At 61.7% G+C, this 25,306-nt stretch carries 14 protein-coding genes; 10 read left to right on the top strand and 4 right to left on the bottom strand.

What is annotated here, in order from left to right:
* The 6 genes from EPN93_10705 to EPN93_10680 all read left to right on the top strand — a co-directional run.
* The coding region (locus EPN93_10705) for a class I SAM-dependent methyltransferase (protein ID TAL35351.1) at positions 1–506 on the top strand (506 nt) is incomplete at its 5' end.
* Position 507: 1 nt separating this feature from the next.
* Entirely contained in the window at positions 508–903 is a 396-nt protein-coding gene (locus tag EPN93_10700) for a DUF134 domain-containing protein (protein TAL35350.1), read from the top strand.
* A 16-nt stretch (positions 904–919) separates the two neighbouring features.
* Positions 920–1,288: a dinitrogenase iron-molybdenum cofactor biosynthesis protein gene (locus EPN93_10695; GenBank protein TAL35349.1), complete on the top strand. Its 369-nt coding sequence runs from the start codon at positions 920–922 to the stop codon at positions 1,286–1,288.
* A 7-nt stretch (positions 1,289–1,295) separates the two neighbouring features.
* Complete coding sequence (locus tag EPN93_10690) at positions 1,296–3,005, top strand: CoA-disulfide reductase (GenBank protein TAL35348.1); 1,710 nt, start codon at positions 1,296–1,298, stop codon at positions 3,003–3,005.
* Between the two features lie 277 nt (positions 3,006–3,282).
* On the top strand, positions 3,283–5,232 hold the full coding sequence (gene nagB, locus EPN93_10685; GenBank protein ID TAL35353.1) for a glucosamine-6-phosphate deaminase: 1,950 nt from the start codon (positions 3,283–3,285) through the stop codon (positions 5,230–5,232).
* Positions 5,233–5,239: 7 nt separating this feature from the next.
* On the top strand, positions 5,240–5,884 hold the full coding sequence (locus tag EPN93_10680; protein TAL35347.1) for a class I SAM-dependent methyltransferase: 645 nt from the start codon (positions 5,240–5,242) through the stop codon (positions 5,882–5,884).
* Positions 5,885–6,049: 165 nt separating this feature from the next.
* Here EPN93_10680 and EPN93_10675 read toward each other — a convergent pair whose 3' ends face one another.
* Positions 6,050–9,442: a PAS domain S-box protein gene (locus EPN93_10675; GenBank protein TAL35346.1), complete on the bottom strand. Its 3,393-nt coding sequence runs from the start codon at positions 9,440–9,442 to the stop codon at positions 6,050–6,052.
* Positions 9,443–9,565: 123 nt separating this feature from the next.
* Positions 9,566–11,158, bottom strand: a complete 1,593-nt coding sequence (locus EPN93_10670; GenBank protein TAL35345.1) for a hypothetical protein — start codon at positions 11,156–11,158, stop codon at positions 9,566–9,568.
* Between the two features lie 203 nt (positions 11,159–11,361).
* Between EPN93_10670 and EPN93_10665 the strand changes: the two genes are divergently transcribed.
* Positions 11,362–12,153, top strand: a complete 792-nt coding sequence (locus tag EPN93_10665) for a class I SAM-dependent methyltransferase (GenBank protein ID TAL35344.1) — start codon at positions 11,362–11,364, stop codon at positions 12,151–12,153.
* Between the two features lie 38 nt (positions 12,154–12,191).
* Here EPN93_10665 and EPN93_10660 read toward each other — a convergent pair whose 3' ends face one another.
* Entirely contained in the window at positions 12,192–13,796 is a 1,605-nt protein-coding gene (locus tag EPN93_10660; GenBank protein TAL35352.1) for a hypothetical protein, read from the bottom strand.
* 2,500 nt (positions 13,797–16,296) lie between these two features.
* Here EPN93_10660 and EPN93_10655 point away from each other — a divergent pair.
* The 3 genes from EPN93_10655 (at position 16,297) to EPN93_10645 (ending at position 23,958) form a co-directional block, all read left to right on the top strand.
* Positions 16,297–16,728: a periplasmic heavy metal sensor gene (locus EPN93_10655; GenBank protein TAL35343.1), complete on the top strand. Its 432-nt coding sequence runs from the start codon at positions 16,297–16,299 to the stop codon at positions 16,726–16,728.
* A gap of 229 nt (positions 16,729–16,957) precedes the next feature.
* Positions 16,958–20,860 (top strand): hypothetical protein, encoded by a 3,903-nt coding sequence (locus tag EPN93_10650; protein TAL35342.1) that lies wholly within the window; start codon positions 16,958–16,960, stop codon positions 20,858–20,860.
* A 161-nt stretch (positions 20,861–21,021) separates the two neighbouring features.
* Positions 21,022–23,958: a LamG domain-containing protein gene (locus EPN93_10645; protein TAL35341.1), complete on the top strand. Its 2,937-nt coding sequence runs from the start codon at positions 21,022–21,024 to the stop codon at positions 23,956–23,958.
* Between the two features lie 7 nt (positions 23,959–23,965).
* On the opposite strand, the gene EPN93_10640 is transcribed toward EPN93_10645, so the two are convergent.
* Positions 23,966–25,027 (bottom strand): hypothetical protein, encoded by a 1,062-nt coding sequence (locus tag EPN93_10640; protein ID TAL35340.1) that lies wholly within the window; start codon positions 25,025–25,027, stop codon positions 23,966–23,968.
* Positions 25,028–25,306: the final 279 nt, after the last annotated feature.

Below are 25,306 nucleotides of genomic sequence, written 5' to 3'. Positions count from 1 at the left end.
CCGGCGACATCGTCGCGGATATCGGTGCGGGGACCGGCTACTTCACCATTCCCGCGGCCGGGATCGTCGGCCCGCGCGGGCGCGTGTACGCCCTGGACATATCCCCCGAGATGCTGAAATCCGTCCGCGCCGCCGCCGATGCGGCGGGCCTCGCGTGCGTCGAGACGGCGCTCTCCACCGAGTACGATCCGGGGCTCGGGGAGTCCGTCGCGAATTTCGCGCTCCTATCGACCGTGGTGCACGAGGTGGACAATCACGTCCGCCTGCTGCGCGCCGCGTACCGGCTCCTGGAGCCCGGGGGCACGCTGCTCATCATCGAGTGGAGAAATGTCCCCATGGAGATGGGCCCGCCGCCGCACGAGCGTATAGCGCCGGAGGACGCCGCGCGCATGGCGGGGAAAGCCGGCTTCGTCCGCGTGCTCGCCGCGCTTCTCAACGAGTACTTCTACACGGTGCGGGCGATACGGCCGGGACGCGACACGGTCGATCCCGGGGGGCGTCCCTGAAATGCCGAGGCCAAAATGCTGCAGAACCATAGGCTGCGTGCCGAACGCGAATTATTTCAGCCCCGGGGGCGTTTCGCCCGCCGCCCTCGAGGAGATCGTGCTCACCCTTGACGAGTTTGAGGCGGTGCGCCTGGCCTGCCACGAGGCCCTCTACCAGGAGGAGGCCGCGGCCCGTATGGGCGTGTCGCGCCAGACGTTTGGAAGGATCATGGAATCGGCCCAGCGAAAGATCGCGGACGTGCTGGTGAACGGCAAGGCGCTTCGCATCGGGGGCGGGGACGTCGTCGTCGGGGAGCCCGGCCGCCCCTCGTGCCCCCGGTGCAGCGGGGGACGGACGGGCGGCGCACACGGGGCGGGATGTCCCCGTTGCGCGAAATTGAACAGGAACAAAACTTGATCCGCAGGAGGATTCAATGAAAATAGCATTGCCAACTCACGAAAACATGGTGGACGGGCATTTCGGCCACTGCGAGTATTTTACGGTCTTCACGGTGGGCGAGGACCGGAGCATCGTGTCCCGGGAAAATATCACGCCGCCCCCCGGCTGTGGGTGCAAGTCGGACATCGTGCACACGCTTGCCGATATGGGGGTGACCCTGATGCTCGCCGGCAACATGGGACAGGGCGCTGTGAATAAGCTGGGGAGCCGGGGGATCAGGGTGCTGCGCGGGTGCGCGGGCGACGTGCAAACGGTCACCGAGCAATGGATCGCGGGATCGCTCACGGATTCCGGCGTGTCCTGCGCGGAGCACGGCCACGGGCACGAGTGCCACGAGGGGTAGGAACGTCATGGGAGATAAACTTCGCATCGTAATAATAGGCGGCGTGGCGGGCGGCGCGTCCGCAGCCGCGCGGGCGCGGCGGCTTTCCGAGGACGCCGCGATCACCATCATAGAGAAGGGACCGTACGTGAGTTTCGCGAACTGCGGCCTCCCCTACCATATCGGGGGCGTCATTCCGGACAGGGCGCACCTGCTCATCCAGACGCCCCGCTCCCTGAAAGACCGGTTCAACATCACCGTGCGCACCGGGACCGAGGCCGTCGCCATCGACCGGGCCGCGCACACGGTTACGCTCGCGGACGCCGCAGGGGGCGGGAATGAGACCATACCCTACGACAGGCTCATCCTTTCGCCGGGTGCGGATGCGTTCAGGCCGCCCATGCCGGGCGTCGACCTCCCGTCGGTGTTCACGCTCCAGACCATCCCCGACATGGACGCGGTGCTTTCCTTCATCGCGCGCGAGGGCGTGCGCAGCGCGACGATAATCGGCGGCGGGTTTATCGGGCTCGAGGCCGCGGAGAACCTGGCCCTCCGGGGGATCGCCGTGAGCATCGTGGAGGCCGACAGCCAGGTCATGCCGCCGCTCGACCCGGAGATGGCGGAGCTGCTTCACCAGCACCTGGCGGTCAAGGGCATCGCGCTGCACCTGGGGCGCAAGGCCGCCGGAATTACGCATAACGGAAAATTGGCGGTAATCTCGTTCGAGGACGGGGGTACGCTCGAATCCGGGATGGTCATTCTTTCCATTGGGGTGCGTCCCCGTACGAAGCTCGCGCGGGACGCGGGACTCGCGATCGGCGCAACGGGCGGCATCGCCGTCGACGAGGGAATGCGCACCTCGGACCCCGAAATCTACGCAATCGGCGACGCGATCGAGGTCGTGAACCCCGTGACGGGCCTTCCCGGTTACGTCCCGCTCGCCGGTCCCGCGAACCGGCAGGGCCGTATCGCCGCCGACCGCATCTTCGGACGCGACTCGAAGTACCGCGGCACCCTGGGCACCTCCATATGCAAGGTGTTCGACCTGGCCGCTGGTGGTACGGGAGCGTCCGAAAAACTGCTCAGGAAAGCCGGCCGTGATTTCAGGAAAATATACATTCATGCGGGAAACCACGCGAGCTATTATCCCGGGGCCTTCCCGGTGGCCCTCAAGCTCATGTTCGATCCCGCGACGGGAACGATCCTCGGGGCGCAGGCGGTCGGGACGGAGGGCGTCGACAAGCGTATCGACGTCCTTGCCACGGCCATGAGCGCGGGCCTCACGGTGTACGACCTGGAGCACCTTGAACTGTCGTACGCGCCGCCCTTCGGCTCCGCGAAGGACCCCGTGAACATGGCGGGTTTTACCGCGGCCAATTTGCTCCGTGGCGACCACCGCGCGATCCAGCCGGAAGATCTCCACGACCTTGACCCGGCGCGCGACGTGCTTCTCGACGTGCGCACCGTCGATGAATTCAAGGCGGATAATATCGACGGGTCGATAAACATACCGGTGAACGAACTGCGCGCCCGGATGGGCGAGCTCCCGCGCGGCGGCAGGATTATCGCCTACTGCGCCGTGGGGCTGCGGGGCTATGTCGCCCAACGGATGCTCTCACTTTCGGGCTTCGACGCGGTCAACCTGTCCGGCGGCTTCAAGACCTGGCTCATGGCGAACGGGCAGCTCTCCGGCGCCGCCGGGAAACCGGTTCCCGAGACCTTCCGTCCGTCGGAATGAAATCTCAGAAAAAGGCGGTTAAACCGCGAATGAACGCGAATTTTTAAAATGATTAGCGTTTATTCGCGTCTATTCGCGGTTGCTTGTTTATCGCGTCAATCATCGACCCTTTCCGCACCGCATGAGCACCACAAGGCGGCGCAGGAGGCTGGCGAGGCTTTGAAAGGCGTGTAAGAACGGGAGAAGTGGACGAGATAAATTTTTGGTTGCGCTCGGCCTCGCGTGGGGGTATCCCTGCATGAAGATCGCACACCCCACGCAGGACGAGGCAGAGAACATGGAATCGTCGCCGGACCTCAACACACCCGAAAAGATACCAGTCGCCCTTTTCCCCGATCCCGGCGCCGCCTCCCGCTTCGTCGCGGGTGAAATCGCGGCGCTCGTGCGCGCCAGGGCCTCGCGGGGCGAGCCCTGCGTGCTGGGCCTCGCCACCGGTTCAACGCCGCTTTCCGTCTATGAGGAGCTCGTCCGCATGCACCGCGAGGAGGGGCTCTCCTTCCGCCACGTGATCACCTTCAACCTGGACGAATATCATCCCATGGACCCCTCTTCCCTGCAAAGCTACGTCCGCTTCATGAAGGAGTCCTTCTTCGACCATGTCGATATCGACCCCCTAAACACGCACATCCCCGACGGGACCGCGGACGGGCCCGGCATCGAGCGCCACTGCGCGGAGTACGAGCGCGCGATACGCGAGGCGGGGGGCATCGATGCGCAGATACTCGGGATCGGCAGGACGGGGCATATCGGTTTCAACGAGCCCGGCTCGGGGCCCGATTCCCGGACCAGGCTCGTCACCCTGGACCGCATCACGGTGCTCGACGCGGCGGGCGACTTCTACGGCGAGGAGCACGTACCCTCCCACGCGATCACGATGGGCGTGGGCACCATACTCGAGGCGCGGAAGATATACCTTCTCGCCCTGGGCGAGGGAAAGGCCGAGATCGTGCGCGCGTGCGTCGAGGGACCGGAAACCGACAGGGTGCCCGCCTCCTTCCTGCGCCGCCACCCGGACGCCCGCGTGGTCCTGGACGGCGCCTCGTCGGCGGGCCTCACGCGGATCGCGACGCCCTGGCTCACGGGGAGGTGCGCCTGGGACGACGAACGCCTGGTCCGCAGGGCCGTCGCCTGGCTCTGCCGCGCGACCTCCAAGCCCATACTCAAGCTCACCAACCGCGATTACATCGACCACGGCATGTACGACCTGGTCGACCGCCTGGGCGACGCGTACTCGATAAACATCCGCGTCTTCAACGACATACAGCACACCATCACGGGCTGGCCCGGGGGGAAGCCCGGCACGGAAGACGCGAACCGGCCCGAGCGCGCGCGCCCCTTTCCCAAGCGCGTGCTCATCATGAGCCCGCACCCGGACGACGACGTGATATCGATGGGGGGCACCCTCATCCGGCTCGTGGACCAGGGCCACGAGGTGCACGTCGCCTACCAGACCTCGGGGACCGTCGCCGTCTACGACGACGACGCCGTGCGCTTCCTCGATTTCGTGCGCGACTTTCACGATTCGTTCGGGATCGGCTCGGCCCCCGCGCGCGGGGTGTGCGACCGCGTGACGGAGTTCCTCCGGGAGAAACTCCCCGCCGACGCGGACAGCGATGAGGCAATGAAGGTGAAGGCGCTCATCCGGCGCGGCGAGGCGAAGGCGGCCGCGCGCTACGCGGGCATCCCCGCGGAAAACATCCACTTCCTGGACATGCCCTTCTACCAGACCGGGATCGTGAAGAAGCACTCGCTGGGAGAGCGGGACATCGCCCTCGTCCGGGACATCATGCGCGCGGTGCGCCCGCACCAGCTCTTCGCGGCGGGCGACCTCTCGGACCCGCACGGTACGCACCGGGTATGTTTCAACGCGATACTGCGCGCCCTGGATTCCCTCGCGGGCGAGGACTGGCTCCGGGAATGCGCCGTGTGGCTCTACCGCGGCGCGTGGCAGGAGTGGGATATCCAGGACGTCGATATGGCGGTGCCCCTTTCCCCCCAGGAGCTCGCGCGCAAGCGCAGCGCCATCTTCAAGCACCAGTCTCAAAAAGACAGGCCGCTCTTCCCGGGCGTGGACGAGCGCGAGTTCTGGCAGCGCGCCGAGGCGCGCAACCGCGCCACGGCGGCGTTCTACGACGGGCTGGGCATGGCCGAGTACGAGGCCCTGGAGGTGTTCAAGCGTTGCCCGATGAAAGGAACCTGGTCCGGGAAGAAATCCCCGGGCGGATGAATACCCGTTGCGCGCAATTGAAAGCGTCCCCCGCGCGGTAAAGCCCAGGAACGAGATCTACGCCGGGGCGCGCTACGCGGCGATCGTCGATCCCCGCGCCGCGTCGCTGCGCGACGCGGTGTACCGCCTGATCCCCAGGGGCGCCCGGGTGATCGAGCTCGCCTGCGGCACCGGCGACCAGCTCATGCGCCTTGCACCCCGTATCCGCGAGGGCGTGGGGGTCGATATTTCCGACCGGATGATAGGCTACGCCCGCCGCGCGGCGACGCGCCGGGGACTCTCGAACCTCCGTTTCGAGCTTGCCGACGCCGCGGACCTCTCCCCCTTTCCCGACAAGGGCTTCGACGTCGCGACGGCATCGCTCTTTTTCCACGAGACGCCCGGGGATTCCGCGCTCGCGGCGCTCCTTGAAATGAAGCGCATGGCCCCCCTGCTCGTCATCGCCGATTTCGGGAGCGCGCCGCTGCCGGGACGCGCCTGGGTGAACGCGGTCGAATTTCTCGCGGGCTTCCGTCACTTCATTAATTTCCGCGCGTATCGGCGCGGCGGGGGAATGCCGGCGCTCATGGAGCGTGCCGGCCTTGTCTGCGGCGAGGCCGCGCGGGTGTTCGGGGGAACCGTGACGATCTGGACCTGCCGCGCGGATCATTAGGGGAGCTTTAGGGCATTCACGGGTAGTGGCCGCGTCGAAGCATATTTGATTACGCTTTCGTTGTGGAGTGAATGGATATTGCAGAATGATGGGATGAGGTCAAAATAGCGTATCGGCCCCCCATCCCTTCGCTCCCCCCGATCCCCCTTTCCGTGCCAGGTTGTTTCAAGAGGATTTCGCGAGCATTTCCTTGAGCGCCTTTCCGAGCTCCTCGATCTTAAACGGCTTGATCAGGGTTCCGCTGAAGCCGTAGTCGTCCGGGTGCGCCATGACCGGGTCGACCGAATAGCCGCTCGATGCGATTGCGCGCGCCCCCGGATGGATTTCCCGGATATTCTTTATCGTCTCGACGCCGCCCATGCCCCCCGGTACCGTGAGATCGAGGATCACCGCGTCGAAGGGCTCGCCGCGCTCCAACGCCTCCCGGAAAAGCTTGACCGCGACGGACCCCTCCTGGGCCGTTTCCACCGAATAACCCAGGTGTTTGAGCATGCGGCCGGCAACGTCCTTGATGAAGCCCTCGTCGTCCATGAGCAGCACCCTGCCGGTGCCGCGGTAATCGTCCAGCCCCTGGGAGCGCTGGACACCCGCGTCCTCAGCGATCGCGGGAAGGTATATCGAGAAGGACGAGCCCTTCCCCGGCTCCGAGCTCGCCTCGATGTGGCCGTCGTGCTTCCTGATTATCGAGTAGGAGGTGGCAAGCCCCAGCCCGCTCCCCTTCTGCTTCGTGGTGAAGAACGGGTCGAATATCTTCGAGAGCAGGTCCCTGGGTATGCCTATGCCCTGGTCGCCAATCACGATGCGGACGTACCGGCCCGGCGGCAGCGGAATTCTCCCGCCCCTGGGCAGGGCCACGTTGTCGGCGCTCACGGTGATGGTTCCCCCCTCCGGCATCGCCTGCTGCGCGTTGATCACGATGTTGTCGATCACCTGCCCCACCTGGCTTTCATCGACGGCGCAGCCCCAGAGCTTTTCGCTGATAGTGAACCGGGCGTTGATCTTCGAGCCGCTCAGGGCGAAGCCCACCGACTTGCGGACGAGCGTCCCTATCGATGACGGCGTCCGGATGGGTTTGATATCCTTGGAGAAGGTCAGGAGCTGCTGGGTGAGATCCCGGGCCCGGTTGAACACGCTCAGCGCGCTCGCGAGGTAACCGGCCGCCTCCTCCGCACTGGCGAGGGAGTCCCGCGCAAGCTCCAGGTACCCGAATATTCCCGTGAGCAGGTTGTTGAAATCGTGCGCGATCCCTCCCGCGAGCATGCCTATGGACTCGAGCTTTTGCGCGTTGCGAAGCCCTTCCTCGATGCGCTCGCGCTCCGTGATGTCCCTGAACACTAGGACCACGCCGATAATATTGCTTTCGCGGTCGCGTATGGGAGCCCCGCTGTTGGCTATGATCATCTCCCGGCCGGTTTTGCTCACCAGGAGCGCATCCGCCTCCCGGCCCGTTATGCCGCCGGTCCGGATCACGGTTTCCACCGGGCTGGGAAATTCCTCCCGGTTGCCCCGGTCGCGCAGGCGAAACACCTCCCCGAGCGGACGGTCGAGCGCTTCCTCGATGGGCCATGCGGTGAGCTCTTCCGCGACCCTGTTCATGAGCGTGACGCGCCCCTCGGTGTCGGTCGTGATGACGCCGTCCCCGATGCTCCGGAGGGTCACCATGAGGCGCTCCTTCTCCCCGGCAAGCGCCTCCTGGGCCTTCCTGCGCTCGGAGATGTCCTGGACCACCGCGAGGATGCAGGTCCTGCCGCCCAGCACGATGCTGGTTGCCGTCATAAGTCCCGTCATCGACCGGCCGTCCCGGCCCTTGAGACGGACCTCCACCACGTGGTCCTCCCGGCCGGACAGCGCGATGCCGCGTATGGATTCCCTGTCGGATTGCCCGAAGTAAAGCCCCAGGTCCGCGGTGGTGCGGCCGATCACCTCCTCCCGGGCGTACCCGGACACCCTCAGGAATTCCTCGTTCACCATCACGAATTTCCCGTTCGAGGCCTCGGTGATGCCGATACTCACCGGCATTTCCCGGAACACGGATTCGAGGAGCATCGCGTATTCCCGGCGCTCCGTAATGTCGTAAATGACTCCCTGAACGAAGGGACGGGCGCCGGCGTCGGAAAAATTGAGCGCGCTGTGGAGCACCCAGCGGAGCCCGCCGTCACGGCGCGTTATGCGATATTCAATGAACGAGGCGTACCCGGAGGCCCCGTACAGCGCCTGCCTTTCCGCCTCGACGCGCGCGGCGTCGTCCGGGTGTACGATGGCGGCATGGGAGACGGCGCCCGCGAGGAAGTCTTCGCCGGTGTAGCCGGTGATCCGCTCGATCGCCCCGTGGATGAAGAGCATCTCGCCGTTATCCACGTAAAACTGGTAGGCGATGCCCGGGAAGTTATCCAGGAAGAACCGGTACCGCCGCTCGCTTTCCCGCAGTTTTTCCTCGATGCGCTTGCGCGGGGTGATATCGTGACCGAACCCGCACGCGTATTCGTCCTCGCCGATTTTCAGATACACTGACCGCATCTCCTTTACGACGGCCCGCCCGTCACGGGTGCGGTGGACGGTTTCGAATGGGGGGACGCCGCCCCGCTTGAGCTCCAGGAAATGTCCGGAATAATTCTCGCCAAACGCAGGATCGAATCCGCGGAATCCCATGCCGAGCATTTCCTCCCCGGCGTATCCCAGGCTGCGCGCCGCCGCCTCGTTCACGTAGGCGAGCGATCCGTCCGGATGGGCCAGGTATATCTCCTCGCCCGCCCCCTCCACCATGAACTTGAATTTCTCGAGCTCCATCTCCGCGCGTTTGCGGGCGTCGATATCGGTGAGGACGCCGTTCAGCCCCGCATACCGGCCCTCTTCCAGGACCCGGCGGGCGGAGGTGCGCACCCACACGGCCCTGCCGCTCCCGGTGATCATGCGGAATTCCGCGCTCACCGTATCGCCCACCTTCTCCCCCCGCCATGCCGCGTTCAGCGCGGCGGCGTCGTCGGCATGGACAAAATCGGCGAGCGGCCTTCCCGTTACCTCTTCCGGCGCGTAGCCCGAGAGAAGGATGAAGGGCGGGCTCATGAAGGTGATCGCGCCTTCCGCGTCCAGGGAATAGATGATGTCGTTGATATTGGCGAGGAGGTTCCGATATTTCTCCTCGCTTTCCCTGAGCCTTCGCTCCATGGAATGCTTGTAGAGGGCGGAATCGACGTTCGTGAGAAGGTCGCGCTCGTTGATGGGCTTGTTGAGATATCCCGAGGGCTCGGTATCGCGGGCGGCCTCGACCGTATCCTGGTCCGCGTTCGAGGTCACATAGATGATGGGCACGTCGCGCTCGGCGCGGATTCGCCGGGCGGCCTCGATGCCGTCCATCCCGCCCCTGAGCCTGATGTCCATGAGGATGATGTCGGGCCGGCGGTCGCGGGCGGCGGCTATCGCCGCCTCGCCGTTATCCACCGAGCCCACGGGGAGGTAGCCCAGGCGCTCCAGCGCTTCGGTCACGAATTGCGCGATTATCTGTTCGTCTTCGACGACCAGGATTTTCGCGGGGGTTGGATGCGTGCTTCGATCAAGCATGATCGCCGATCGGCGCCGGTGTTCCCGGGGAAGGAGAAACCTCCGCTGCCGTATACCAGGAATGTATGCCGCTTCGGCGGTTTGTTCAAGACATTTTCGGGCCGGGATGTTTCGATGAAGGGATTATGACACGGCTTCCTCTGCCTTCGCGATGAGCGCCTTGGAGTGGTCGAGTATCACGGCGGACGATTTGGCGAGCTCGTGGATCTCCTTCACCATGATGGCGACAAGCTCGTTCACATGCTCGATCGCCTCCGAGGTGCTCTGAATCGCGCGCTTCTGCTCCTCGGTGCCCATGCCGATATTTTTCGCGAGGTCGATGTTCTTGAACATCTGCTCGATGATGACCTTGATGAATTTTTCCTCGACCAGGATGGAGTCTTGAAGGAGCTTGATCTTGTTGGAGCTCTCGCTCATGTTCGAGATAAGCCCCTTTATGTTCTGGGCCGACGAGCGGATAACCTCCACACCGTCGGTGGTCGTCTTCGCGCTCACCGAGAGCACGCGCTCTATCTCCTTGATGCTGTCGGTCGTCTGGGCGGCGAGCTTGCCGATCTCGTCGGCGACGACGGCGAATCCGCGCCCGTAATCCCCTGCGCGGGCCGCTTCGATCGACGCATTAAGCGAGAGCAGGTTTATCTTGTCGGCGATTTCGACGATGATGGACACGGTCTCGGACATCTTCCCGCTCTGTTCCTTGATGGAGGCGATCGTGTTCTCCACGGCCTGGAGCTTCTCATTGGTAACGTTCGTCTGCGCGACCACCGTCTCGATCTCGGCGAAGGTCACGTCCAGGTTCTTTTTAGTCTCCTGCTTGATGTTCTTGAACTCGGTGACGATGGTCTCCATGTTGATATTGCCGTCCAGCTGGTTCACGGACGATACGTGAATGTTCTCGGCGGACGAGAGCAGCTCCTCCATCGTGGCCGACATCTCCTCGAAGGTCGCCGCCTGCGCCTCCATCTTCTGGTTGAACTCGGAGATGAAACTGTTCTGGCCGTCCACCTGCACGGCGAGGTTTCCCATTTTCTCCTTGATCTCCCGGGTCATCGCGGCACGCGCGTCGGCCTGCCGCTCGATGAGCTCGCGCTGGTGCGCGCTGCGCGCCTCGTATTCCTCGACTATCGGAATATTGCGGTAGGCGATGAACGCGATCATGAGCGACGCGATGTAGAAAAACGCCTCCCGGGCGATTATCATTCCGTGAACATATTCTCCGTTCACCGTGGCGTCGACGTGCATGGCCGCCCCGCTCCGATACGCGATGAAATAAAAGAGCGCCCAGTTCGCGAACCCTATGAACGCGAACACCGCGTAAAGCGTCTTGTTATAATAGAGGTAGAGGAGGATGACCATCATGACGATCATAATGGACGAATTATACGATTCGGCCGCGAAGGTCCACGCGTCGGCGGTCCAGTTCCCGTTGGCGGCATACAGGTATTTCTGCGCCACGGGGATCATCGTCGTCAGGGTCGCCACGATCCAGGGCAGCACCGTGGATTTTTTCCCCGCCTTCTTTTTGAGGTAAATCAGGTACGCGAGGCCGCCCCCCGTTCCAATCACGAGGAAGGGGCGCAGGATCGAGCCGATGTCCATCTTCGCGATGACGAGGAAACCTGTCGCCACCGCCGTGATGATGCAGAGAAAAATGAAGTACATGAAGCTCCCCTTGATCTCCAGTACTTCCCACGCGGTATGACGCATTTCTATCATAGTGTACCCTGCCAGTCCATTCAGATCATCGAAGGGGACAGCCGCTCCCCGTGTACCCGGTCAGCGTAAAAAATTATAGCATTATGGTCAACCGATTTCAAACATATTTGACTTATTTGCGTTCAGGGAATGATCATTGACTTCCGGGAACCGTCATGGGTGCCGCGGGCAAGGCATCGGGGAGTGGCGCCGATTTAATCTGAATGTTCAACCAATTCAGGATTTCCCGGGGTAAAGCCGGATGCCGCGTCCAGGTCTTGCGCATCACGGCCGGGGGGGCGCCGATTCGCACTCCGGCCCGCGTGATTCGCCGGTTTCCCGGACCGGACAAACCAGATGTGCGAGGTGACACCATGTTGTTTTCCATTAAGACCCTGCGCGCGGGGGTGCTGATCGTCCCGTTCCTGTGCACGCTTATGACGGCGCAGTGCTCGTCGAGATACCTTGCGGACCACTTCAACAAGAGCGCCTCGGACGAATCGAGCCAGGCCCCTCGCGTGATTCAGAACCTGTCGCTCAAGCCCGGGGACTCCGTCGCCGATATCGGCGCCGGCGGGGGCCACTTCACCCTGCTCCTCGCCCGCGCGGTGGGAAGCGACGGCAGGGTGTGGGCCGTCGATATCAACCCCGATTTCCTGGATTTTATAAAGGAGCGCGCGACCGCAGAGGGAATCGGGAATATCGGGTACGTCAGGGCGAGCTTCACCGAATCGGGACTCGCCGCGAAGAGCGCAGACCTTGCGTTTTTACGGAACGTGTTCCACGACATGGGAGACCGCGTCGCCTACTTCGCCCGGCTGAAAGGAGTGCTGAAACCCGGGGGGCGGGTCGCGATTATCGATTACCTGCCCGCGGGGGTCCTCGCGCGGCTCCACGGGCATTTCATCGAGGAGGGCGAGATCCTCGCCGTCATGAAGGACGCGGGTTACATCGCCGTTGAACGCCACACCTTCCTGGAAGGGCAGTCGTTCAACATATTCAAGCCTGTGGAGTAGATGAATGCGCCCCGCCCCCGCGGAACAAAGCATTGTCCTCATTCCTGCTGCGCGACGATGTTCCATTCGCCGGGAAAATCATCCCCCGGGAACGCCCTTCTTTCGGCGAGGTTGCGCACGCCGGTATAACGCCGCTCCTCGTAATGGGCGGCCCGCCATCCGCGGGCGCGCGCCTCGTAGCGTTCGCGCCTTTGCGCGGTGTCCGGGTGCGTCGCGAAATAATCCCGGAACGGGTTGAGGGCGCCGCTTTCCGCACGGGGACCGCGCGCTTCCGCGTAACGGATAAGGGAGCCAAACGCCCCGGCGACGCCGCCGGGGTCGTAAGCGCGCGCGCAGAGCATCTCGAAGGCGTACTCGTCGGACTCGGCCTCCTGGCTCTTGCTGAACCCGTGGCGCAGCATCAGGTTCATCGCGAAATCGGCGAGCTTCCCCAGGGGTTCCGTGCCTGTCTTGCGGGCGAGGAGCTCGAAGCGCACCGCGTCGAAACAGTGCCCGCGCTCGATGTGTCCCATCTCGTGGGCGACTATGGCGGCGAGCTCCGATTCGCTTCCAAGCGCGGCGAGCAATCCCCTGGTCACGAGGACGATCCCCCCGGGGAGTGCGAAGGCGTTGGGCGTATCGGATTTTACGATGAAAGCGCGGTAGAGGAAGGGACGCCTCGCGCGCCCGGCAAGGTACGCGACAATGCCGTTTACGTAACGGTGGTCGGCGTCCGTCACGTCGGAATTCCTCCCGTAGCGCAGCGCGATCGCGTCACCGAACTCCTTCTCGTCAAGCTCGTTCACCGGCACCGCGCGCGAAAGCGCCCTGTCGAGCGTTTTCGCGCCCCGGCCAAGGAGCTCGAAGGCAGGCTTGAAGCTCGCGTCGCGCGGCGCATCGGCCGCGCGGTCCGCGAGGAGCCAGGCCAGCGCGGCGCCGCCCGTGAGCAGGAACACGGCGATGAGGATCCTCGCCCGCGCCACGATTAAAACCGGTCCCGGTACTTGCCGTACAGCATGTTCATGAAAAGCATTATCGCCCCCACCCCCACGAACACCAGCGCGCGCGCGAGCGTTCCCGACTGCGCGAGATCGAAGAATACCAGGCGCACCAGGCAGCCCGCGAGCCCCAGCATCGAAACCAGGCGGAAATGCCCCTCCCTGAGGAAGAGCGCGAGCACGAAGATCGCGAAGGTCTCGGCGACCCACAGCAGGGTGAGCACCGAGCTGTCGAAGGTCCAGTAGAGGAAGAGCGCCGCCGAGACGAACACGGGATAGTATACCCAGAGGTTCCGGCGCCGCTCGACGGCGCCCGCCAGCGCGGCGATGCGCCGCACGGGGTACGGGAACGCGATCCCCGCGATGCCCCCGCGCAGGTAGAAGAGCACGATGTACCCGACCTGCACCGCCATCGCGCACACGCCGCCCACCCAGGCCTGGTCCGTCCACACCAGGGACGGGGTGACGTGGGAGCTCGATACGAAGGCGACGTGGATCGCGGACGCCCAGTAGAACGGGAGCGAATAGAAGCGCATGCGCGAGACTCGCGCGTCCGCGCCCGCGAGGAAAAGCGCCGCGGCCAGGAGCGCCCATGCCGGCGGATGCCAGACGACGGGCACCTCGAGCGCGATCGTAAACGCGAGGAATCCAAGGAAAAGCTCCCATGCCAGCTCCCCGAACTTCCAGCCGGGGGGCTCATCCTTGATTCTGGGGAGGCCCCAGAGCGCCCAGTAGAGGAACACGGCGAGCGCGAAAAGCTCGATGAGCAGGCGCACGCGCACGGGGCCGATATACATCTCGGACTGCATGTGCACGAGTACGTGACGCGCGAGAAAGAGCGCGAGGAAGAGCGCTCCCGCGTTCACCAGATGCGCAAGGGCGCCCGCGTGCGCGGGCCCCGTCCTGCGCCCCGCCCACGAGGCCGCCTCGCGGTACCCGACCGACGTGAGGAGCCACAGCACACCCGGGATGAGGGCCGATACGTCAACGGTCGCGTAATACCCGACCACCGCGAGGTGCACTGCCATAAGGTAAATGCCCGGCCATACCAGCGGCTTCCCCCCGCCCCAGCGATGCGGCAGCACCGCGAGCATGACGTCCAGCGCGAGGAGCGGGGCGCCGTAGAGCGCCGCCGCGGCCGGGTCCGCCCGGAGGAGCGCGATCTTCGCCCAGGCGATCATGTGGGCGACAACGGCGAAGAAGAGCATGCCCGCCCAGAGCCCCGCGGAACCGGTGAAATGCCGCATAACGATAAATCCGCACCCCGCCGCCGAGAGCGCCCACGGCGCCCAGGGATAGGGCTGGAGGATAGCGTAGAGCGCGCATAGGAAGAGGCCCATGAGCACGCCGCCCGGCGCGAAGACGTACCCGTCGGGCGCACCGGGGCGTACGGGAACGGCGTCAAGCCCCTTCCCCATGCCGCGGAGCGTGGCAAGGTGGAGGGCGCTTTCCCCCAGGAGCGCCCCCGCGAGGATGAGCGCGCTTGTGATCACGTGTGCGCCCTCTTCCGGCCGGACCTCGTCGAGCGCGACCACGACGAGGAGGAGCGCCGCGGCGTAATGCAGGAATATTCCCGCCCGCTCGAGCAATCGTGTTCCTTCTTTCGCCATGTACACGATGAAAAAGAGCGACTGGAAGTAGAGCGCGGCGCACACGGGAAGCCAGTCCCATCCCCAGCGGCGAAGGGTCAGGATCGCGGCGACGGCGAGCGCCTGGCCTACCAGCGTGTCGGTCGTTTCGAGCCAGCGGACGGGTATCGCCTTCGCGCGCCGCGCGAGCAGGAACGCCGCGAGCGACGCGCCCGCGAGTACGAGCGTGTTCCATTTTGAACCCGAGGAGTACATCAGGTAGCCCACGAGCATGTATATCCAATTGCCAAGGTGCGCGAGGAAGGGTACGGGATCGAAACCCTCCGTGCGGTATCGGTCGCGGTAGTGGACCAGGCACGCCGCGACCCCGATAATTGCGGTGACCGATATACCGGTCCATTGTAGAGACGCGATTAATCGCGTCTCTACAACCGCCGCCGGCGCACCCACCGCATAATACCAGTAGATATGATACGCGAGGAAACCCGTGATGGTTGCGAGCAGGTGATATTCCCAGCGTTCGCGGTATGCGAAAGCGACACCGGTAAGCGCGACAAGCCCCGTGATCCCCAGGGTGAGCGGCGACTGCGGCGCGACGCCTAGAGATACAAGGCAGAGTACGACGTGCAGCGAAGCCGTCGCCTGCGATCTACCGGCGAATCCGCACCATATATTCGCGAGCACGCCTGCGCCCAGGAGCCCCAGCGCCGCCCGCGAATCGTCGATCCATTTGATGCCCGGGATCTCGCTCGACCCCAGGCACCCGAAAAGGAACAGCGCGCCCGCGGCGCTCCGGACCCAGAGCGCGAAACGCCCGAGCCGGGGGGAGTTCCTGAACGCGAAGTACACCGCGTAAAGTCCGCCCGAAGCCGCGGTAATGAGCAGGAAGCGCACGAACGCGGAAAGCGTAAGCGCGGCATAGATGGCGAGGAAGCTCACCCCCATGACGAGCACGATCGCGCCCACGATTCCCGTCCAGTTCTCGGCGAATTGTTTCTCGAAGCCGCGGAGCAGCTCGTTCCGGGGTGGGAGGATGCGCCCTGTCGCGCGACCCGGCGCGGCCTCGCCGCCTGGCGCCTGCGGCGCTGTTGCGGGTTCATGCGATATCGGCGCCAGCCCGGCCTTTTCCGCGGCTGTCTCGCGCAATGCAGGCTTTTCCGCCCGCGGTTCCTCCTTCCGGGTGACCGGCGCCGGTGCGGGAATGCGCTCGTCCTCCAGCCACGATATCCTCTTCTCGAGCCTGCGCATGCGCGCCCAGATCAGGGTTATCAGGATGAAGGCGACAAACAGCAGGAATTCGGTCATCACGGGCCCTCGCTCATGTTCGGGTTCAAGACGCGGCCTCCACCCAAGCACGCGAAAAGCCGCGTGTCAATTTCATTTCCATCTCTTCAATCCCCACCTCTCCCTCCCCCTGCGCCCATGAAAACCGGCATTCCCGTGCTAATAAAAATTTTCCGATTTTTGAAAAAAAACCGCCCGGCGTTACAATTCGTTACATTCCCGAAATCAAGGCTACACACGCGCCCCCGATCATGCATATATTAAATCACTACACTCGATAGAGGTGAATCATCATGAAGAGAAGCACACGTTTTATCGCCGTCGCATCGGTCATCGCGGTCGCGGGCCTCGCGTTCGCGGGATGCGCCCACCACTGGAGCCCCGAGAAGAGGGCCGATTACATGGCGAAGAAGATTGCGTCCAAGCTGGACCTGAACGACGAGCAGAAGGCGAAACTCTACGCGATCAAGGACGAGGCGGTCGCGAAATTCAAGGAGGAGCGCGCCGGCCACAAGGCGATGCGCGCCGAGGCGATAGCGCTGGTGAAAAAGGACAAGGTCGAACGGGCCGAGGTTGAGAAGCTTTTCAGCGAGCGCGAGGAACACATGAAGCGGCTGCGGCCCTTCATCATCGACAAGATTATCGAGTTCCACGCGATCCTCACGCCCGAACAGCGCGCGAAGGCGGCCGAGCTTATGGAAGAGTTCCAGAAGAAGATGGAATAGCGTCATGGGGGACCGGGAGGGAGGGGTCAGAGCCCCTCCCTCCCGGTCCCGGTTGTTAGAATGCTTAGTGAATCTCAATTCCTTCATCATCGACAGTCTTTACATTAAATTTATGCACTCCGGTTCTAAAATAATTACCCGTTTCCCTTCCACTTGTGTAGATATTATATATTTCTCCCAAATCTTAAACATTGTTGCCATTCCTGACGGAGAGTGCTAGGCTGACATTATGAAGAAGTGGGGTCTTGCAGCAATTTTTTTAGCCATAGCGGCATTAACCGCGTGTGATCGGTTTGGGAATCCGCTGGACCATAACAACCTTGGTATTGCCATTTCCCCGCGCACCGGCACGATTGTCCAGAGCGGCAATCTGCTTTTCTCCACGACGGGCGGCACCCTTCCCTACAGCTACACAGTCGTTTCCGGTTCGGGAAGCATCACGGCAAACGGCCTTTACGTGAATGCCTCGGCGACGGCACCCGACACGGCGGTAATCCGCGTCAAGGACGCCGCGGGGAATTCCGACGAGGCCACGATCACCGTGGGATCATACGAGGACTACCTGCTCAGCATTCCCGGCCTGGAGGGCATGTGGAGAATGACTGACCCCAATTGGGACTACGACGAAACCACCAATTATAATCTCACTGCATTCGCGGTTCCCATTTCACAAGACGCCGTCGACCAGCCCATAAGCGCCACCCAGGATCCAATCAACACAGCCGCGGATTTTTCGGGCGGCGGATATGTCACGATTACCAATTCGCGCGGATTCGATCCCGCGGGCGATTACACCGTCATGGCCTGGATCAAGACGGCGAGCCTGGCCTCCGCGACTCCCGTGGTCGCCTTCAGCCAGGCCGACCCGACCACGGGCCAGGAAACGGCATACATCGCGGTACGCTCCGATTCGACCGACACGATCGGGTGCTGGTACTGGGACACGGGCCTGGGCAGCACTTGGATCGACAGCGGCGTATATGCGGCACCGGGACAGTGGTACCACGTGGCGCTGGTAAAATCCGGCACCACGGTCAACCTGTATGTGGACGCGATACTAAAAAAGCAGACTACAACAGCCAACTTCAATTCATCACCGTTGACCGACCTGGCGATCGGAGGGCTGATCGACAATACGTCCGTTGTTACCGACAATTTCAACGGCTCGATCGACGAGGTCCTCATCTATACGCGCCCGCTTGACGCGGCAGAAATCGGCGATTACGTGATGAAGACCAAAGGCATGACCCTCATTCTCGATCCTGCCGCCCTTACCATGGCCCTCCGGGGGGAGCAATCGTTTACGGTCACGGGCGGGGTCGCCCCCTATACCTATTCCATAACCGCGGGGGCCGGGACCGTCAACGCCGCCGGGCAGTACGAGAACACGTCTGCGGCTCCGGAAATGGTTACCGTACACGTCGTCGACTCACAGGGAAGATCGGCGGACGCGACGATAAACGTGGTGTATTACAGCGATTACATTCTCGCCACCCCCGGCCTCGAGGGATTCTGGAGGCTGGAGTCGGCAACCCTGATGACGGACAGCGCCCTTCATTACGGCAACAATACTTCTTCATCGTTTCCCACGACGGACGTTGCGGGACCCATTGCAATTGTGCAGGAGCCTGTCACTGAGGCTGCTGTGTTTAACGGATCATTGTCACAAATCATAATCGATAACTCGGTAAGACTGTTCAATCCCGCGGCCGGCGACTTCACCGTCATGGCCTGGATCAAGCCCGCGAGCCTTGTGGCAGCTAGTAATGAACCCATGATCATATTCAGCCAGGCGGATTCTTTGACCGATGGACTCGAATCCGCATTCATCGCCGTACGCACGGACACGACCGACACCATAGGCTGCTGGTATTACGATTCGATATCTCTCGGACGAGTGTGGATCGACAGCGGGGCATACGCCACTGTGAACCAATGGCATCATGCGGCGCTCGTCAAGTCGGGGACGACGGCGTCCCTTTACGTGGACGGAGTGCTTGCGAAGACCGCGCCGATGAACCTGGGCCCAACCACGGGCGACATGGCGATAGGGGGAAAGATTGACAGCCCCGCGGGAGGCGTATCCGTCACACAGCTTTTCAACGGCTCGATCGACGAGGCGATCCTCTATACACGCGCCCTCTCCGCGAACGACATAGCAACCTATTTCAAGAGCACGCAGGGGACAAAGCTCATCCTGTATCCGCGCATTATCACCCTGGCACCCGAGGGACAGCAGATATTTAAAGTAGCGGGGGGTATCGCCCCCTATTTATACTCCGTCACCGGTACGGGGACGATGAATTACAATAGCGTGAATGGCCTCTACAAGAACGCCGCGGCGCCCGAATCCGTCACTGTCACGGTCACAGACAGCGTCGGACACTCCGATTCTACGACGATAGATGTCATTTCATACACACAATCCATGCAAAACGTTTCAGAACTGCTGGGTTACTGGCAGCTTGAGAGCGGAAGTCTTACGGCGGACAAGGTGGGGAATTTTACGGCAGCCACACCCGGAGGACCATTCACGTTCGGACCGGGCGCGATTCAGATAGACGCTTCAAGCGAAGCCGCAAATTTTGACGGCATCGCATCGAACATAGTCATTGACAACGTCCCGGCGCCCCCCCCTGTGACCGTCTTCGACCCGACACTCGATTTCACCGTTGCCGCCTGGTTCCGTGTAAACGATGAAAAAGCCCTCGCGACTTCTGGATCCAATGCACGCGTGGTATTCAGCCTGGCAGATGACGCCGGGTTCAACGATATCGCGTTCATAGGCATCAATTCCGCCGGTACCGACTCAATAGGAAGCTGGATCGGGGGGAGCTGGATCGACAGCACCGTTCCCGTGGTGCCCGGACCAAACAACTGGTATCATGTAGTCGTCACGAAATCGGGTACAGAAGTAAAGATTTACGTGAACGGCTATCTTAAAAAAACCCAGGGCAGTGTCACCGTACTTCCTGCGGTGGGCAACCTGGCGATCGGCGGGATGATCACCGACAATACGCCTACCCTGATCGATTACTTCGAAGGCGACATCGACGATGTGGCGCTCTACAACCGCGCCCTGTCGGATGATGAAGTCGCAGCACGCTACCTCACTTCGAAGGGGCTCAAGATAGGCCTGTCCCCGGCCGCGACGATTGTCCCCTATCTCGGCACCAGAACGTTCCAGGGATTCGGGGGTACAGCCCCGTATACCTACTCCATAGTGCCGAATCCTGCTGAAATCCCCACCATGGATGGCACAATCAACGCCTCCGGCTTGTATACCGCGCCCGATGACGCGGCACACGCATTTGAGACGGACACCATCCGCGTTACGGATGCCGACGGGTACACCGCTGAGGCAACCGTGTTATCCGTTTTCAGCCCTGGCCAGTTGACCGGACTCATCCAGTGGCTGAACGCAGGTTTTATGACACCGGGCTATGCGGATTCGAATCCGGTTGCGTTATGGTTGGATTTAAGCTCCATGGGAAACTCCGCGGTCTCGGTTGGCGCCACGCAGCCGATCTACAGGACGAATGCAATCAACGGGAAACCGGCACTTGAATTCAACGGTACCGCCCATTATATGACGGTGGCGAACAGCTTTGCGAACACCTATTTTGCACCATCCGGAAATAATTTTACCTTTATTATCGTGTTCAAGCCAAATTCCACCGCCGTCCAGTCCGCCTACAGCATTGGAAGCTTTAGCTCCGGGAGGGAAATTATTCCGCTGGGGCTGCAGCCTGGCTCCCCTATCGACGCGTTCGTTTCGCGCTATGATGGGACAAGCGAGAGCGTCACGTACGGCACATCGTTCACCGCCGCGGACTGGAATTTCGCCGCACAGGTTTTTTACGGTACGCCTGTTTCCACTACCTCGCTCTACCTGAATAATACGAACGACCCCGTGCTCACCGCGCTGCCGTCGGGGCAGCTTTTTGCCACCGTCCCCACACTACCTTTTATCGGGACCGATCTCACGTATATAGGCGCACGCGACAACGGCGCACCCTTCGAGTTCTTTAACGGCTATATAGCGGAAATTATCGTCTACGACCACGACTTGGACGAAACGACCGAGCTCATCCGGGTTTATGACTACGTAAGGGAAAAATACGGTTTTTAGGCCCCCCCCCCCCGGACCCCTCCGCAAATCAACTTCCATAGAAGAAAAATTCTTCGAATCGGAATAAAATAATTACCCTTCCCCTCAATCTCTGTATTATATGTATATTGTTCCGTACCCCATGCCATTGCTTCGAACACGACTATTGACGAGTCGTATGGATGGCTATGAAGGGTTTATTAATATCGTTTCTTGTTTTCGCGGTCGTGACGGCATGCACCAGGATGCCCGACCCGCTCGACTATAACCTTCTGGGGATAATGGTCACCCCCAGGAACATCAACATGATGCGGAACGGCGAGCAGACTTTCAGCACGACCGGCGGCACCCCCCCCTACACCTATTCGCTTTCCGCGGGCTCGGGAACGATCGACCCGGCAACGGGCTACTACCTGAACGCAAGCATCGCCGCCCCGGAAACGGTAACCGTCCGCGTCGATGATGCCGCCGGGAACACCGACGAAACGACCATCCAGGTCTCCACCTACGAGGATTTCATACTGGCAAGCCCGGGCATCGAAGGCCTATGGAGGCTGGAGGCCTTAGCGGAGAATGTTGACGAAACCGGGCATTACCTGAATAACACCGTCTATGTCGGCGTGACGACAGATTCCGCCGGACCCATTAACATCGCTCAGGATCCTGCCAACCAGGCCGCGGCATTCGACGGAACGTGGGGTTGTATCACTATCGACAACACCGGACGCCTCTTCAATCCCACGGCTGCCGATTTTACCATCATGGCCTGGATCAAGCCCGCGGACCTGGACAGCACCTGGCCCATGGTCGCCTTCAGCCAGGCCGATCCTATCGTAGGCAGGGAAACGGCATACATCGCGATCCGCTCCGAAACGACCGACACGATCGGGTGCTGGTATTACGACACGGTGGCGGGCGGCCGGGTGTGGATCGATTCGGGCGTATACGCGACCCCGGGGCAGTGGTTCCACGCGGCGCTCGTAAAATCCGGCACCTCTACTGTGTTTTATATAAACGGCGTGCCGGTGAAGACGGCTGCGATGAACATTGCCTCCACCACGCGTGACATGGCGATCGGGGGACTTATCGACTCTTCACCGTCCGTCACGCAATTGTTCAACGGTTCCATCGACGAGGTCATCCTCTATAAGCGCGCCCTTACCGTGGTCGAACTGGAGGAGTACTTCCAGAGCACCCAGTACTCGCTGCTTATTCTCTACCCGCGCAATGTCACCATGGCGCCGGACGGGGAGCAGGTCTTCAAGACAGCACACGGGACGGCCCCCTTCACCTACTCCGTCCTCTCCGGTTCGGGGACCATCGATCCGGTAACGGGCTATTACAAGAACGCGGCGGTCATTTTGCCGGAAACCGTTACGGTCTCTGTGACCGACGCACTCCTTCATTCCGATTCGACAACAATCAATGTCATTTCCTACGCTCAATCCGTGGAGAACGTTTCCGGTCTGCTGGGCTACTGGATGCTGGAGAACGGGTCCATTCTGGCCGACAAGACCATGCAGCATGCTGCCGGCTCCCCTGTTGGAACGGTTACCGCAGTCACTCCAGGCGCAATCCAGGTCGATTCAACATCCTGGGCCGGTAATTTTAATGGGAGCGCGAGCATACTACTAGCGAATGCTCCGGCGCTTGACCCCTCCGCCACGGACTTCACCGCGGAGGCATGGATCAGGGTCAACAACGAAGCCGACCTACAGGTTAACAAGCCGCTCATCGCCTTCAGCCAGGCGGATTCGGCATATACTGATTATCTGGGCTACATCGCAGTGGATGCGGCGACCAACGACCAGATCGGGTTCCGGGCGGCGAGCGGCGTCTGGGTCTACAGCGGCGTCAGGGTGCTCCCTGGATTCTGGTATCATGTCGTAGTGACCCACGCGGGGACCGATCTGCAAATTTATATAAACGGGACGGCAAAGCTCGTAACGCCGGCAACGCTCACTACTACCGGTTCGTGGGACACCCTGTGCATCGGTGCAATGGCTGTCAGCGGCGCAACGAGCAACAACTTCTTCACAGGCGCTATCGATGATGTAGCGCTCTACAATCGGGCGCTCACGGCTACTGAAATTAATAAGCGGTACCTGGATTCAAGGGGGCTCAAGATTGGGGTGACCCCCGCGGCTGGAATAGTGCCTTTCAACAAGACGCAGCAGTTCAGCGGGTACGGCGGAACGGGACCCTATGCCTATACAATCATTCCAGGCGGCACTTTTGACGGTACGGTCGATGGAAGCGGGCTCTATACCGCGGTCGATGACGGGTCTCAGTTTTATATCGACACGCTTCGTGTCACGGATGCGGACGGATATGTAGCGTATGCTTCCATCACATCGGTATTTGCTCCTTCCAGCCTGAATGGACTCATCCAGTGGCTCAAGGCGGATTCCATCCTTAACATGGCCAACCTGGACGGCGTCGGGCAAAATCCGAACGGGCTATGGCTCGACTCATCCGGCCTGGGAAATTATGCGGAGCAGACGTCTGCAGGAGAACAGCCTAAATTTCGCACCAATGTACAAAACGGAAAACCGGCCCTGTATTTTGACGGCACCAACACAAAGAGCATGTATGCGAAGCCGGGGTTCTCCGACCTTTTCAACGGCGACGACAACGACTTTACGTTTATAATCGTATTCCAGACCGAAATCCTAGGGACCGCGCAATCCCTGTACGCGATCGGCGATGCGGGATCTTCGTATATCCGGCCGGCCTTTATTTCTGCGAGCGACTTTTACAGCGTTGATCGTAAAACCCTCGGCGTTACAGTGGGTGCGGCCTCAGGTACTGCAATCACGTTACCCCTCAAATGGAATTTCGCCGCGCAGCGCTTCCGGCAGTCGACAACCGGGATCACCAGTCTCTACTTCAACGATTCGTCGATCACCTTGTTCGGTGCGAGTCCTAGCGATGCGCTGTTCGATGTCGGGGTCTTCAGCTTCGCGTCCACTGTCGTGCGTATCGGCGCCCGCGACTTCGCCTCGGCAGAATTTTTCAACGGCTATATCGCGGAAATCATCATCTACGACAACGCGCTGGGCGAGCCCGAGCTCTTACGCGTGCAGGAATACCTGAAAGACAAGTACAGTCTCTGGTAGCCGGCGTTTACTTCACCCTCATCCCCGCCATGAAATAGAACCGCGTGGAATCCAGGCTCGAGGCTTTGTACATCACCGAGAGATAATCGGCCCCCAGCTCGCAGAAGAACGGCCTGTAGAAGGCGTATTCTATCGATACCCCCGCGCGGAGGTACGGGTCCATCGAGGTGTAGGTTTGTTTCTGCATGATGAGCGTCGTGTACTCGTAGGAGGACGAGCACATGCCGCCGCCCATGCGCGCGATAAGGTTAACGGGAAAGTCGAACGCCGTGCGGACGAGGAGCGCGCCCCCGCCCATCATGAGCGTCCCGTTGTCGGGGACCTTCTTCTGCGCGCCGGCGTACTTCATGGTCACGTAGGCCCCTTCCAATTCGAGGCCCGTGTATTTCCAGAAGCCCTTTCCCCCTTCGAAGCGGCCGGTCAGGTTGGCCCCCGAGTAGCTGTTTCCCAGGTATTTGCTGAAATCGCCCGTGAGCCGATAATACGGCATGCCGGCCGCGACGCTGATATGCAGGTTCCCCCAGAAACCGATCCCCGGGGGACGCCCCTTCACGACGGAGACGTCCTGCCAGTCGGACCACCCGGCGATCTTGTTGAACTTGTTTATCGCGCCGATACGCATGCGGTACTGCCCCGGGTCAAACGCGCGCTCCACGGCGCTCTCGTTGACGGTGCCGTCGAAGAGCGTCTTTCCCGACTGGTCCTGGATCTGCACCGAGTATTTCTTCGCCCCGGGGACTCCGTTCCATTCAAGCTTAAGCAGCTTGGGCGCGTTGCCGGTTGTGGTGAACTTCCTGCTCCTGAGCGCGGTCTGGTATTCCTGTTCGGTGATGTATTTTTCCCTGTAGAGGCCGTCGAGCTTCTCCTTTACCGCGCGGTTTTCGGGGTCCCTCTCCAAAACGCCGTTCAGCAGGGCGTACGCCGCCGCGTAATCCTTTTTCGCGACAAGCTCATCGGTCTTCCGGTCGATATCGGCCGCGCTCTCCGGCCAGGCGTGGGGAACCAGCATGAACGCGAAGGCGATCATGAGCGGGAGGAGGCTGCGTGTGAATTTGGACTTTATATTCATATTAATAATGTATATATGCTGTTATCGATATGCAATTCGTCAAATGCCGCAACCCCCCTCCCTTGAGGGGAGGGGCTGGGGGAGGGTGAAGGCGCTTTCTGCACTATACAACTTTCCACCCCCACCCGTCCTCCCCCATCAAGGGGGAGGGGGCTCTTCATTCCCCGCCTCTCCTCCTTTTCGCCCCTCCCTTGAGGGGAGGGGCCGGGGGAGGGTGAGGCGCTTTCTGCACTACACAACTTTCCACCCCCACCCGTCCTCCCCCATCAAGGGGGAGGG

This window comes from Spirochaetota bacterium (assembly GCA_004297825.1).
Lineage (GTDB): Bacteria > Spirochaetota > UBA4802 > UBA4802 > UBA5368 > FW300-bin19.
This window is presented reverse-complemented; position numbering and strand designations above follow the sequence as displayed.

What these genes read in the sequence shown, in the direction of transcription:
- EPN93_10700 (TAL35350.1), top strand. Translation starts at nt 508, where the DNA reads ATGCCGAGGCCAAAATGCTGCAGAACCATAGGCTGCGTGCCGAACGCG.
- EPN93_10695 (TAL35349.1), top strand. Translation starts at nt 920, where the DNA reads ATGAAAATAGCATTGCCAACTCACGAAAACATGGTGGACGGGCATTTC.
- EPN93_10690 (TAL35348.1), top strand. Translation starts at nt 1,296, where the DNA reads ATGGGAGATAAACTTCGCATCGTAATAATAGGCGGCGTGGCGGGCGGC.
- nagB (TAL35353.1), top strand. Translation starts at nt 3,283, where the DNA reads ATGGAATCGTCGCCGGACCTCAACACACCCGAAAAGATACCAGTCGCC.
- EPN93_10675 (TAL35346.1), bottom strand. Translation starts at nt 9,442, where the DNA reads ATGCTTGATCGAAGCACGCATCCAACCCCCGCGAAAATCCTGGTCGTC.
- EPN93_10670 (TAL35345.1), bottom strand. Translation starts at nt 11,158, where the DNA reads ATGATAGAAATGCGTCATACCGCGTGGGAAGTACTGGAGATCAAGGGG.
- EPN93_10665 (TAL35344.1), top strand. Translation starts at nt 11,362, where the DNA reads ATGTTCAACCAATTCAGGATTTCCCGGGGTAAAGCCGGATGCCGCGTC.
- EPN93_10660 (TAL35352.1), bottom strand. Translation starts at nt 13,796, where the DNA reads ATGGGAGCTTTTCCTTGGATTCCTCGCGTTTACGATCGCGCTCGAGGT.
- EPN93_10655 (TAL35343.1), top strand. Translation starts at nt 16,297, where the DNA reads ATGAAGAGAAGCACACGTTTTATCGCCGTCGCATCGGTCATCGCGGTC.
- EPN93_10650 (TAL35342.1), top strand. Translation starts at nt 16,958, where the DNA reads ATGAAGAAGTGGGGTCTTGCAGCAATTTTTTTAGCCATAGCGGCATTA.
- EPN93_10645 (TAL35341.1), top strand. Translation starts at nt 21,022, where the DNA reads ATGGCTATGAAGGGTTTATTAATATCGTTTCTTGTTTTCGCGGTCGTG.
- EPN93_10640 (TAL35340.1), bottom strand. Translation starts at nt 25,027, where the DNA reads ATGAATATAAAGTCCAAATTCACACGCAGCCTCCTCCCGCTCATGATC.